The following is a 12,266-nucleotide window of genomic DNA, read 5'->3' on the forward strand; positions in this document are numbered from 1 at the left end:
AACGCGGTGTCCCGCCCGCGGGTCTCTGCGGAAGGTACCGAGCCGGTGATTCCCCTCATCCGGCCCGGCTGTGCCCTCGCGCACACTCCTCACCGATCGGACGGCCGCCCGCCCCACACCCCCCGGGGCGAGCGGTGACCGGTCGCCACGGCGGCCCCGGAACCCTCCCCCCTGTTCCGGGGCCGCCGTTCCGCGTTCCCCGGCCGCTCCCGCTCCCGGCCGTGCTTTTGACGGCGCTTTTGACGGTGGTCCTTCCCCTGCTGCTCTTCGCCGCGGTCACCTGGCAGGTGACCGCCGACGGGCCGCTGGCGGAGGGGGACGAGCGCCTGGCGCGGGAGATGCGCGAGGACGCCCCGCCGGCCGCTCTCGCCGAGTTCCTCGCCGACCTGGGCAACATCGAGGTCGCGCTGCCCGTCCTGGCCGCGGCGATGGCCGCCGTACCGGTCCTGGTGGCGCCGCTGAAGGCACTGACCGGCCGGCCCGGCCCGCTCGGCGGCACCGGCCACTTCCCCTCCGGCCACGCGGCGACGGCCATGGTCGCCTACGGCGCCGTCGCGCTGCTGGTGCTGCCCTGCGTCCGCGCGCGGCCGCGGTGGGTCCGGTGGGCGCCGCCGGCGGTGGCCGCGCTGGTGTGCGCCGCCGTGGGCGCGGGGCTGGTGTGGCGGGGATACCACTGGCCGCTGGACGTGCTGGGCAGCTGGTGTCTGGGCACGCCGCTGCTGGCCGCCGTCCTCGCCGCCTCCGGCGGGTCCGGGCGGTTCCCAAACCGCCCGGACCCGCCGGGCGGTTCCTGGGCCGTCCCGGCGGGCAGGCCGTACAAGTCGGCACCGGACACCCGGTCCACCACCTGGGTGTGGTTGGTGTCCTCGTACCAGGAGCCCTCCTCCGCCGGCTCGAACCGGTCGATGTTGAGGAAGAACCAGGTACCCAGCGCGATGATCACGGCAGAGATCGCGAAGGAGACCACCCCGAGGACGAGCCCGGCCGTCGCCTGGCCGCTGCCGTACGCCTGGCCCCGCTTGACCCTGCGGCGCGCCGCGATGCCCAGGCACATGGCGACGGGGCCGGTGAAGACGGCCAGGACCACGCCGTAGAAGGTCGTCACCAGCACCATGCTGACGATGCCGAGGACCATCGCCGCGGTGCAGATGCCGCTGGTCTGCGGTGGCGGCGGGGGCGGCACCCAGCCGGGCACCGGGCCCGCCGGCCCGTACCCGTGGCCGGGCCGGGGCTCGGCCCCCGGCCACGTACCGCCGTACGCGTACCCCTGCCCGTGCCACTGTCCGTACCCCTGCCCGGGCGGCTGCGTCGGCTGTGTCTGCGGCGGTTGTCCGGCCGGCGGCACGAACGCCGTCACGGCCGGCCGGCCGGACGGCGGCGCACCGGCCTGCTGTCCGGCGGCCCTGCCGAGCGGTACGCCCTCCCCCGGGCCCGGGTTCTCCGGCATGTCCCCTCCTCGTCGGGTGTCGGGCCATCGTAGGCGTGCGTGCGCCTCGCCCGGCTCCCGCCTACCATGGCCGCGCCCCCGTCCATCTGGAGGAATCTTGCCCAGCCCCGGCAGCGACGGTCTGTCCGCGTTCATCGCCGGCCTTCCCAAGGCCGAACTCCACGTCCACCACGTCGGATCGGCCTCCCCACGCATCGTGGCCGAGCTGGCCGCCCGGCACCCGAGCTCCGCGGTCCCGGCCGACGAGGACGCGCTCGCGGAGTTCTTCACCTTCAGTGACTTCGCCCACTTCATCGAGGTCTACCTGTCCGTGGTGGACCTGGTCCGCGACGCCGAGGACGTCCGGCTGCTGACCTACGAGGTCGCCCGGGACATGTCCCGCCAGAACATCCGCTACGCCGAGCTGACCGTCACCCCCTACAGCTCGACGCGGCGCGGCATACCCGAGCGCGCCTTCATGGAGGCCATCGAGGACGCCCGCCGGGCCGCGGCCGCCGAGCTGGGCGTCACCCTGCGGTGGTGCTTCGACATCCCCGGCGAGGCGGGGCTGGAGGCGGCCGAGGAGACCACCCGGCTGGCCTGCGAGCTGCGTCCCGAGGGCCTGGTCTCCTTCGGGCTGGGCGGTCCGGAGGTGGGAGTGCCGCGCCCGCAGTTCAAGCCGTACTTCGACCGCGCGATCGCCGAGGGGCTGCACAGCGTCCCGCACGCGGGCGAGACCACCGGGCCGCGGACCGTCTGGGACGCCCTGGACTCCCTGCGCGCCGAGCGCGTCGGACACGGCACCAGTTCCGTGCGCGACCCGGAGCTGCTGGCGTACCTGGCCGAGCACCGCATCCCGCTGGAGGTCTGCCCGACCTCCAACATCGCCACCCGCGCCGTGGCCTCGCTGGACGAGCACCCGATCGCGGAGATGGTCAAGGCCGGGGTGCCGGTCACCGTCAACAGCGACGACCCGCCGATGTTCGGCACCGACCTGTGCACCGAGTACGAGATCGCCGCCCGGCTGCTGGGACTGGACGCGACCGGGGTGGCGGGGCTGGCGAAGAACGCCGTGACGGCCTCGTTCGCGCCCGTGCAGGTCAAGTCGTCCCTGCTGGCCGAGATCGACGCGTACCTGGCCTCCTGGCGAGGCTGAACGGCATCCGGCCCGGGCGGGTCCGGCGGCCGGACGCACGGCCGTGCCGCACCCGTTCCCCGTCCGGTCACCCCACGTTACCGGCCGGCTGCCCGCCCCCTCCGGGCGGGCGTTGCGCTCCGGCCCCCGCGCCCGGAGGGGCGCGGGGGCCGGCGGCGGCTTCCCGCCGGGCGCGCGGGGTGTGTCAGAGGGCCGTCATCACGTGCTTGACGCGGGTGTAGTCCTCCAGGCCGTACGCGGAGAGGTCCTTGCCGTAGCCGGACTTCTTGAAGCCGCCGTGCGGCATCTCGGCGACCAGCGGGATGTGGGTGTTGATCCACACGCAGCCGAATTCCAGCGCCCTGGACATCCGCATCGCGCGGGCGTGGTCCTTGGTCCACACCGAGGACGCCAGGGCGTACTCGACGTCGTTGGCGCACCGCACGGCCTCGGCCTCGTCGGTGAACCTCTGGACGGTGATGACCGGGCCGAAGACCTCGTTCTGGACGATCTCGTCGTCCTGCCGCAGGCCGGAGACCACCGTCGGGGCGAAGAAGTAGCCCTTGTCGCCGACCCGGTGGCCGCCGGTCTCGATCTTGGCGTGGTCGGGCAGGCGCTCGACGAAGCCGGTGACCTTCTCCAGGTGGGTGGGGTTGTTCAGCGGCCCGTAGAAGCAGTCCTCGTCGCCGAGGTCACCGGTCCTCACCTCGGCGGCGGCCTTGGTGAGGGCCGCGACGAACTCGTCGTGGACCGACTCGTGGACCAGTACGCGGGTGGCCGCAGTGCAGTCCTGTCCGGCGTTGAAGAATCCGCCGTCGCGGATGCCCTCGACGGCGGCCGGGATGTCGGCGTCCTCGAAGACCACGCAGGGGGCCTTGCCGCCCAGCTCCAGGTGGACCCGCTTGACGTCCTTGGCCGCGCTGCCGGCGACCTCCATGCCCGCGCGGACCGATCCGGTGATGGAGGCCATCGCCGGGACGCGGTGCTCGACCATCAGCCGGCCGGTGTCGCGGTCGCCGCAGACGACGTTGAAGATCCCGGCGGGCAGGTCCAGCTCCTTCAGCACTCCGCCGATGATCTCGGCGAGCAGGACGGTGGAGGCCGGGGTGGTGTCCGACGGCTTGAGGACGACGGTGTTGCCCGCGGCCAGCGCCGGGGCGAACTTCCACACGGCCATCATCATCGGGTAGTTCCACGGCGCGACCTGGGCGCAGACGCCGACCGGCTCGCGCCGCACGAAGGAGGTCATGCCCTCCATGTACTCGCCGGCGGACTTGCCCTCCAGCAGGCGGGCGGCGCCGGCGAAGAAACGGATCTGGTCGAGCATCATCGGCAGCTCCTCCTGCCGGGTCAGCTCCAGCGGCTTGCCGGTGTTCTCGCACTCGGCCGCCAGCAGTTCGTCGGCACGCCGCTCGATCGCGTCGGCGATCTTGAGTACGGCGGTCTGGCGGGTGCCGGGGGTGGCGTCGCGCCAGGCCGGGAAGGCGGCCTCGGCGGCGGCCATGGCCGCGTCGACGTCGGCGGCGGCGGACAGCGACGCCGTCGCGTACACCTCGCCGGTCGCCGGGTTGACGACCTCGGTGGTGCGCCCGTCGGCGGCGTCCCGGAACTCCCCGTCGATGTAGTTGCGCAGCCGACGCAGTTCGGTGCCCATCTTCGCGCACTCCTGCTCTGTTGTCCGATGAGTGGGACATCCACCCTAACCATCGAAGAACGTGTTGGACACACCCACCCGTCCGGGGTTTCTTCCGTTCCGAACACCCGAATGGCGGAAATACTGGAGAGGGCTCCTCGAAGGACCATTCGGAGGAAACTGGGCGGCTCCCGCGCCCGCCGCCGTCCCGGCCGCAGCCGCGGTCCGTACCGTGCCAGTTACCGATCCCCCTGGCGCTCGTTACACCCCGTCAGGGAGGAGGCACGACCCGAAGGCGAGGAGCGGAGGTGCCCGTCATGGTGGCTGCACCCGAGGACCTGCTCTGGGCACGCGGGCTGCACCACGAGCACGAGGGCTCGCCCGCGCTGCTGGACGTGTGCGTCGGGGTCCGCGAGGGTGAGATCCTGTCCGTCACCGGACCGCGCGGCTGCGGCAAGTCCACGCTGCTGGGCTGCCTGTCGGGACGGCTGGTGCCGGCGCGGGGCGAGGTGTGGTTCGACGGCGTCCCCCTGCACACCCTGCCCGCACCGGCCCGCGAGCGGCTGCGCCGTGACCGCTTCGGCTGGGTCGGCAGCGAACCGCACCTCCTGCCGGAGCTGACGGTGTGGGAGAACGCCGCGCTGCCGCTGCTGCTGTCGGGCGCCGGGCGGCGCCGGGCCCGCCGCACAGCGTGCGAGTGGCTGGAGCGGCTGGACGTCGGGTACTGCGCCCGCAGCCGGCCGGGCGCGCTGCTGCAGGCACAGCGGCAGCGGGTGGCCATCGCCCGCGCGCTGGCGCACTCCCCCACGATGGTCTTCGCCGACGAGCCGACCGCGCCGCTGCACCAGGCCGACCGCGCCCAGGTGCTGCGCACCCTGGCCACCGCGGCCCGCTCGCACGGGATCACGGTGGTACTGGCCAGCCATGACGCCAGGGTGGCGGGCGTGGCGGACCGCGCGGTCACGCTCGTGGACGGCCGCCGGGTGGGCGCCGACGCCCCGCCGCCCACGGACTCACCCGTGAGGCCTGGTCCGGAGGGCAGGGCAGCGTGCTCGCTCTCCGCCTAGTACGCACTTCCCGTCCCTCGGCTCTGGCGCGGCGGGCGCTGGTCGCCTGCACCGCCGGAGCCGTGGGGTTCCTGCTGCTGAGCACGCTGGGCCATGCCGTCACCCACCCGGAGCGGCCCGGAGCGGCGGCGGCCCGGCTGCTGTGGTGCGCGGTACCGCTGGCCGCCTGTGCGCACCTCTCCGTCGCCGCCGTCCGCAGCGACCCGGGCGTACGTCCCCGGGCCGGGCTGGACGCGGTCGGAGTGGGGCCCGCGCGGCTGCCGCTGCTGGCCGCGCTCGCCACGGGCCTGTACTGCGCGCTGGGATGCGCGCTGGCCCTGCCGGTCTTCCTCCATCTGCGCGGCGGGCTCACCGGTGTGCCCGGTGTCGCGCTCGGCGGGGCACTGGAAGGGGTGCCGCTGGCCGGGGCGGCGGGCGAACTGCTGGGCGCCGGGCACCCGCTGCCGCGGGCCGCGGCGCTGACGCTGCTGGCGGTGCCGCCGCTGGCCGCCGCCGGGGCGAGCGCGGTGGCCGCCCGGATGCGGGCGGCGCCCCGCGACCACCGGCCGCAACCACCCGCCGTCCTCCCCCACCGGCCGCCGCCGGTGCCCGCCGGGCTGCCCTGGGGCGTGGCGGTCACCGCGACGGGTCTGGCCCTGGACGCCTACGCCGCCGAGCGGTTCGTCGCCTCCACCGGTTCGCGGGCATCGCTGCCGGGCTCGCCGGACGCCCTGGGACCGGGGATCGTGGCCGGCTGGCTGCTGATCGCCGCGGGGCTGGTGCTGGCCGGTCCGGGCCTGGTCCATCTGTGCGGACTGCTGCTGGCGGCCGGCCGGCCGGGGGTGCTGCGGCTGCTGTCGGGCCGGGTGTTGCGTGAGGAGGCGCAGCGTGTTGGCCACCCGGCGGGGGTGCTGTGCGCGGTGACGGCGGGGGCGCTGACGGCGGTCCGGCTGCACGGTCCGGGTACGGTCCTCGGCGGCGGAGCGGCGGCCGTGGGACCGCTGGCCGCGCTGGGGACGGCGGTGGTCGTGGTGTGCGCGGTGGCGGGCGCGCTGAGCGCGGCGTCGGAGTTCCGCGCGGCCCGCGCCCCCGCCAACGACGGGCTGCGGCGGCTGGGCGTACCGCGCCGGCTGCTGCGCGCCGCCGCCGCGCTGCGGGTGGCGGCCCTGCTGGGTGTGCTGATGGCGACGGCCTGGCTGGTGGCGGAGCTGGCCTCGACGCCGCTGGTGCGCTGAGGCGGGGCCCCACGCCGCCCGGCCCCGCCCGTTCCCCTCCCGCCCCGTCCTCACACCCCGCGCTGTGCCGTCCTGCCCGCGTTCACCGCGCGGGCAGGACCACCACCTCGCCCGCGTCGAAGGCGGCGGACACGGCGGTGCCCGGGTCGGGCGCCGTGTGCAGGGGGCAGGACGCCTCCAGCGCGGGGCCGCGCTCGGGTGCGAGCAGCAGGGAGATCTCCGAGGAGCCGCCGCGCAGGGTACGGGCGGTGACGGTGCACGGCAGTCCCTCGCCGGGTGCGGCCAGCCGTACCCCGGCGGGGCGCACCAGCAGGGTGCACGGCCCCTCCGGCGCGCCGGACGGCACGGGAACAGCGCCCCAGGGGGTGTCCGCGCTCCGCCCCCGCACTGCCGCCGCGGCGAGGTTGGTGAAGCCCAGGAATCGGGCGACGAACTCCGAGGCGGGGCGGAGCCACACGTCCACCGGACTGCCGGTCTGGGCGATCCGCCCGGCCTCCATCACCACCACCCGGTCGGCGAGCGCGAACGCCTCGCCCTGGTCGTGGGTGACGGCCAGCACGGTGGTGCCCAGGCGGCGGAAGAGCTGCCGCAGCTCCACCACGAGCCGCTCGCGCAGGGAACGGTCGAGCTGGCCGAGCGGCTCGTCCAGCATCAGCAGGCCGGGCCGGGGCGCGAGCGCGCGGGCGAGCGCGACGCGCTGCTGCTCGCCGCCGGACAGGGCTGCCACGGGCCGCCCCTGCGCCCCGGGCAGGCCGACCATTTCCAGCAGCTCGGCGACCCGCCCCCGGACCTCTCCGCGCGGTTCGCCGCGCATACGCGGCCCGAAGGCGACGTTGCCGCCGACATCGCGGGTGGGGAAGAGCTGGTGGTCCTGGAACATCAGGCCCACCCCGCGCCGGTGCGGAGCGACGCCCCGCTGGTCGCGGCCGGCGAGCAGCACCCGCCCGGAGTCCGGCTCCGTCAGTCCGGCGACGGTCCGCAGCAGGGTGGACTTGCCGCTGCCGGAAGGACCGAGCACGCAGACGATCTCGTGCTCGGCGACGTCGAGGTCGACGGCATCCAGGGCGGTGCGCCTCCCGAAGCGCACGGTGACGGCGTCCAGTCGCAGCGAGGCCATCCCTACAGCTCTCCCGATCGGTCGGTGCGGACGCCCTCCAGCGCCAGCAGAGTCGCCGCGCACAGCAGCATCAGGATCGTGCTGAGCGCCATGGCCTGGCCGTAGCTGGCCTCTCCGGCCCGGCCGAGCAGGCGGGCGACGGCGACGGGCAGGGTGGGGGCGTCGGCGCGGGCGATGAAGACGGTGGCGCCGAACTCTCCCAGGGAGACGGCGAAGGCGAATCCCGCGGCGACCAGCAGCGCCCGCCGCACCAGCGGCAGGTCGACCTCGCGCCACACGCGCGGCGGCGAGGCGCCCAGCACCGCGGCGGCCTCGCGCAGCCGGGTGTCCACGGCCCGCAGGACCGGCAGCAGGGTCCGTACCACGAAGGGGATGCCGACCAGGGCCTGGGCCAGCGGGACCAGGATCCACGACGAGCGCAGGTCCAGCGGAGGGGCGTCCAGCGCGATGAGGAACCCGAAGCCGACGGTGACCGCCGAGGTGCCCAGCGGAAGCATCAGCAGCGCGTCGAGGCCGCGCAGCAGCCGTCCGGCCCGGCCTCCCGGACCGCGCAGGGTGAGGGCGACCGCGGCCGGGACGCCGACGACCAGGGCGACGGCGGTGGCGGTGGCCGCGTAGGCCAGGGAGTTGCCGACCGCCTCCAGCGGGGCGACGGTGAAGGTGCCGCCGGCCGCGTCGGCCGATCCCAGGGCGCGGTAGTGGTGCAGCCCGTAGCCGTCGGGCCCGCTCAGGGAGCGTTCGGCGAGCACGGCGAGCGGGGCCAGGAGCAGCACGGCGATCTGGACCAGTACTCCCGCCAGCAGTGCCCGCTGTCCGGCCCCGCGCGGACGGCGGGCGGTGCGGGCCGCGTCGACCAGGCCCAGGGCCGTCCTGCGGCGGCGGAGGGAGCGGGAGTGGAAGGCCATCAGGGCGGCGACCGAGGCGAACTGCAGCAGGGTCAGGACGGCGGCGGTGGGCAGGTCCAGCAGCTGGGCGGTCTGCCGGTAGATCTCCACCTCCAAAGTGGCGTAGCGGGGGCCGCCGAGGATCTGGACGACGCCGAAGGAGGTGAAGGTGAACAGGAAGACCATCAGCGCGGCGGCGGCCACCGACGGGACGAGCGCGGGGAGGGTCACGGTGCGCCAGGCGGCCCACCGGCTCGCGCCGAGCACCCGCGCGGCCTCTTCCTGGCGGGGGTCGAGCTGCGCCCACAGGCCGCCGACGATCCGCACGACCACGGCGTAGTTGAAGAAGACATGGGCCAGCAGGATGGCGGTGACGCCGGTGTCCAGCCGCACCCCCCACCACTGGTCCAGCAGCCCGCCGCGGCCGAGCAGGGCCAGGAAGGCGGAGCCGACGACGACGGTGGGCAGCACGAACGGCACGGTGACCGCCGCCCGCAGCATCCGCCTGCCGGGGAAGTCCAGACGCGCCATCACGTAAGCGCCGGGCAGTGCCAGCAGCAGGGTGAGCGCGGTGGAGGCCGCCGCCTGCCACAGCGTGAACCACACCACGCCGGCGATGTCGGGGTCGGTGAGGACGGCGGCGATGCGGTCCGGGCGCCACCGCCCGCCGTCGTACAGTCCGCGGGCGGTGATGGCGGCGACGGGGTAGGCGAAGAACAGCGCGAGGAAGACGGCCGGCACCGCCACCAGCGCGAGCCTCGGCGCCGTCCCCGCGCGTATGCCCGTGCTCACCTCACGACGGCCGAGGTCCACGCCTTGACCCACGCCTCGCGGTTCTCGGCGATCTTCTCGGGGGCCATGGTGCGGGGCTCGTCGACGGTCTCGCCGTAGCGGGTGAAGACCTCGGGCAGCTTCGCGTCCTCGCGCACGGGGTTGACGAACATCTGCAGCGGCAGGTCTTCCTGGAAGGACCGGCCGGTCAGGAAGTCCAGCAGCGCCTTGCCGCCCGCGGGGTTGTCCGCGCCCTTGAGCAGTCCGGCGAACTCGATCTGGCGGAAGCAGGTGCCGGTGGCCACCCCGGTGGGGGCCTGCTCGGGCGCGGGGTCGGCGCCGAGGACCTCGGCGGGCGGGCTGGAGGCGTAGGAGACGACCAGCGGCCGGTCGCCCTCGCCCTTGCCGCCGGAGGAGCCGGAGAAGCGGTCGTAGTACGCCTGCTCCCAGCCGTCGACGACCTCGACACCGTTGGCCTTCAGCTTCTCCCAGTACTCCGGCCACCCATCGCCGTACTCGGCGACGGTGGCCAGCAGGAAGCCCAGGCCGGGCGAGGAGGTGGCGGCGTTCTCGGTGACCAGCAGACCCTTGTAGGCGGGCTCGGCGAGGTCGTCGAGGGTCTTGGGCGGGGCGATGCCGCGCTCTTCGAAGTAGGCGCGGTCGTAGTTGACGCAGACGTCGCCGGAGTCGACGGGGGTGACGCGGTGCTCCTCGGCGTCGAGCTGGTACCGCGCGGGTATCTTCGCCAGGCCCTCCGCCACGTACGGCGTGAACAGACCGTTGTCCAGGGCCCGGGAGAGCAGGGTGTTGTCGACGCCGAAGAGGACGTCGCCCTGCGGGTTGTCCTTGGACAGGATCGCCTGGTTGAGGGACGAGCCGGCGTCGCCGCCGCGCAGCACCTTCACCGTGTAGCCGGTCTTCTCGGTGAACTCCTCCAGCACGGCGTCGGAGGCCGCGAAGGAGTCGTGGGTGACCAGGGTGACCGTCGTGCCGCCCTCCCCCTTCTCCCCGCCGTTCCCGGAGGGCTGCGGGCCGCCGCATGCTGCGAGGGTGGAGAGGGTGAGCGTGCCGAGGGCGGCCGCGCCCAGGGCGCGCCGGATCTTGATGTGCACTTTCTTCTGACTCCCTACGCCGGTACTAACCGGATCAGGTCCGAGGGTCTGCGGTTCCCCGGGCGGCCTGTCGGCCTTCTCCCGGTGACACCGCACTCTCAGCGCTGTGCGCGCTCCCCTGTCGGTTTCGCTGTTTCGATACCGCTGTTTCGATACTGTGTGCGACCGCTGAGGTCACCGCCACCGTATCAGTGGCGGGCGCGTCCTCAGCGCTCGGTGGCGGCGAGCTGGCCGCAGGCGCCGTCGATTTCCTGCCCGCGGGTGTCGCGGACGGTCACCGGCACGCCGTGCGCCTCCAGTCCGGCGACGAACGCGCGCTCGTCCTCGGGACGGGACGCGGTCCACTTGGAGCCGGGCGTGGGGTTGAGGGGGATGAGGTTGACGTGCGCCCGCTTGCCCGCCAGCAGCCGGCCCAGCAGGTCGGCCCGCCACGCCTGGTCGTTGATGTCCCGGATGAGGGCGTACTCGATGGAGACGCGGCGGCCGGACTTCTCGGCGTACTCCCAGGCGGCGTCGAGGACCTCGCGGACCTTCCACCGGGTGTTGACCGGCACCAGGGTGTCGCGCAGCTCGTCGTCGGGCGCGTGCAGGGAGACCGCCAGCCGGCATCTGAGTCCCTCGTCGGCCAGGCGGTGGATCGCCGGAACCAGTCCGACGGTGGAGACCGTGATACCGCGCTGGGACAGGCCCAGGCCGTCGGGCTCGGGGTCGGTGAGGCGGCGGATGGCGCCGATGACCCGCTTGTAGTTGGCCAGTGGCTCGCCCATACCCATGAACACGATGTTCGACAGCCGCGCGGGGCCCCCGGGCACCTCGCCGTCGCGCAGGGCGCGCATGCCCTCGACGATCTGGTGGACGATCTCGGCGGTGGACAGGTTGCGGTCCAGCCCGGCCTGGCCGGTGGCGCAGAAGGGGCAGTTCATCCCGCAGCCGGCCTGCGAGCTGACGCACATGGTGACCCGGTCCGGGTAGCGCATCAGCACCGACTCCACCAGCGTCCCGTCGTGCAGCCGCCACAGCGTCTTGCGGGTGGTGTCGTCGTCGCAGCTGACGTGCCGCACCACGGTCATCAGCTCGGGCAGCAGCTCGCCGGCCAGCCTCTCGCGCGCGTCGGCCGGAATGTCGGTCCAGGCGGCGGGGTCGGTGGCGTACCGGGCGAAGTAGTGCCGCGACAGTTGCTGGGCGCGGAACGGCTTCTCGCCGATCGCGGCGACGGCCTCGCGCCGCTCGGCCGGGGCGAGGTCGGCGAGGTGCCGCGGCGGCCTGGCGGCCCCGCGCGGCGCGACAAAGGTGAGTTCTCCGGGTGCAGGCATAACCCGTCCAGTGTCGCAGATCGACCGCCCCGCCCGTTCCGGCTCGGAGCCGGAACGGGCGGCCTCCGGAACCCGCTGCCGCGGAGCCGCGTCCAACGTCCGGAACGAGGGTGCGGGGGCATGCCTGACCAGAGCAGGGCCCATCGTCGACGTACGGCGGCCGTCGGGTCGTGCGTGCGGCTCGTCGCGGTGACGGCCGTCTTTCCGCCGGCCGCTGGTTGCGGCGCCCCGAGCGATCCCGTCGAGGAACGCCGGAAGGCCGTGGGCGGTTTCCCCTGCTGCGGCGAGATGGTATCGGAGCAGGGCGAGGACATACGCGGGCAGCGGTGCGGGAGATCGCCTGCCCGCGGCAGTCCCTCGGGAGCGGCGAGGGCGCGGAGTCGAAGGTGGCCTTTCCCACCATGGAGGGCGACCCGGTTCGCGGCCGCCACCGTCTGACGCCGCAGGGCGGGCTCGAGGTCCACACCGACGCCGCGGACGACGGCTACCCGGACGGGAAGTGGTCGTTCGTCAGGTGCTACGCCCCGGATTGACCGGCCGAGGTCTCCTGTCCCCGATGAGGCGGGCTCGGGATGCGGAAGCGGAGCCGGACCG

At 74.4% G+C, this 12,266-nt stretch carries 10 protein-coding genes, 1 pseudogene and 1 riboswitch; of the genes and pseudogenes, 5 read left to right on the plus strand and 6 right to left on the minus strand.

Features of this window, described 5'->3' with window-relative positions; translation table 11 throughout:
• Positions 1-533: 533 nt before the first annotated feature.
• The gene (locus ACGRHY_RS06905) at positions 534-1,094 is read left to right on the plus strand and encodes a phosphatase PAP2 family protein (protein ID WP_394637952.1); all 561 of its coding nucleotides are present in this window, start codon (positions 534-536) and stop codon (positions 1,092-1,094) included.
• Here ACGRHY_RS06905 and ACGRHY_RS06910 read toward each other — a convergent pair.
• Positions 1,001-1,447: pseudogene (locus ACGRHY_RS06910) on the minus strand (hypothetical protein); the annotation flags it as partial. The gene ACGRHY_RS06905 and the pseudogene ACGRHY_RS06910 sit on opposite strands and share 94 nt — an antisense overlap.
• Between ACGRHY_RS06910 and ACGRHY_RS06915 the strand changes: the two are divergent.
• Complete coding sequence (locus ACGRHY_RS06915; RefSeq protein WP_394634515.1) at positions 1,446-2,582, plus strand: adenosine deaminase; 1,137 nt, start codon at positions 1,446-1,448, stop codon at positions 2,580-2,582. The pseudogene ACGRHY_RS06910 and the gene ACGRHY_RS06915 sit on opposite strands and share 2 nt — an antisense overlap.
• 184 nt (positions 2,583-2,766) lie before the next feature.
• Here the strand turns inward: ACGRHY_RS06915 and ACGRHY_RS06920 are convergent, their stop codons facing one another.
• The gene (locus ACGRHY_RS06920) at positions 2,767-4,215 is read right to left on the minus strand and encodes a gamma-aminobutyraldehyde dehydrogenase (RefSeq protein WP_394634516.1); all 1,449 of its coding nucleotides are present in this window, start codon (positions 4,213-4,215) and stop codon (positions 2,767-2,769) included.
• Positions 4,216-4,511: 296 nt separating this feature from the next.
• On the opposite strand from ACGRHY_RS06920, the gene ACGRHY_RS06925 reads away from it, so the two are divergent.
• Together ACGRHY_RS06925 and ACGRHY_RS06930 are read left to right on the plus strand one after the other, a co-directional pair.
• Positions 4,512-5,261, plus strand: coding sequence for an ABC transporter ATP-binding protein (locus ACGRHY_RS06925; RefSeq protein WP_394634517.1), 750 nt, complete (start codon positions 4,512-4,514; stop codon positions 5,259-5,261).
• Positions 5,243-6,475 carry a hypothetical protein gene (locus ACGRHY_RS06930; protein WP_394634518.1) on the plus strand — a complete coding sequence of 411 codons (1,233 nt, stop codon included), beginning with the start codon at positions 5,243-5,245 and terminating at the stop codon, positions 6,473-6,475. Before ACGRHY_RS06925 ends, ACGRHY_RS06930 begins: the two co-directional genes overlap by 19 nt.
• A gap of 82 nt (positions 6,476-6,557) precedes the next feature.
• On the opposite strand, the gene ACGRHY_RS06935 is transcribed toward ACGRHY_RS06930, so the two are convergent.
• From ACGRHY_RS06935 to rlmN, 4 genes are all read right to left on the minus strand, one after another.
• Complete coding sequence (locus ACGRHY_RS06935) at positions 6,558-7,592, minus strand: ABC transporter ATP-binding protein (RefSeq protein WP_394634519.1); 1,035 nt, start codon at positions 7,590-7,592, stop codon at positions 6,558-6,560.
• A 2-nt stretch (positions 7,593-7,594) separates the two neighbouring features.
• Positions 7,595-9,289: an ABC transporter permease gene (locus ACGRHY_RS06940; protein ID WP_394634520.1), complete on the minus strand. Its 1,695-nt coding sequence runs from the start codon at positions 9,287-9,289 to the stop codon at positions 7,595-7,597.
• Positions 9,265-10,359: a thiamine ABC transporter substrate-binding protein gene (locus ACGRHY_RS06945; protein ID WP_394634521.1), complete on the minus strand. Its 1,095-nt coding sequence runs from the start codon at positions 10,357-10,359 to the stop codon at positions 9,265-9,267. Before ACGRHY_RS06945 ends, ACGRHY_RS06940 begins: the two co-directional genes overlap by 25 nt.
• Positions 10,354-10,489: riboswitch (TPP riboswitch) on the minus strand. (Overlaps the previous gene by 6 nt.)
• A gap of 76 nt (positions 10,490-10,565) precedes the next feature.
• Positions 10,566-11,672: a dual-specificity RNA methyltransferase RlmN gene (rlmN, locus tag ACGRHY_RS06950; RefSeq protein ID WP_394634522.1), complete on the minus strand. Its 1,107-nt coding sequence runs from the start codon at positions 11,670-11,672 to the stop codon at positions 10,566-10,568.
• A gap of 326 nt (positions 11,673-11,998) precedes the next feature.
• Between rlmN and ACGRHY_RS06955 the strand changes: the two genes are divergently transcribed.
• Positions 11,999-12,205, plus strand: a complete 207-nt coding sequence (locus ACGRHY_RS06955; RefSeq protein ID WP_394634523.1) for a hypothetical protein — start codon at positions 11,999-12,001, stop codon at positions 12,203-12,205.
• The last annotated feature ends 61 nt before the right edge of the window (positions 12,206-12,266 follow it).

Origin of the sequence: Streptomyces shinuiensis (assembly GCF_043660855.1) — a bacterium.
In the GTDB taxonomy this organism is placed as follows: domain Bacteria; phylum Actinomycetota; class Actinomycetes; order Streptomycetales; family Streptomycetaceae; genus Streptomyces.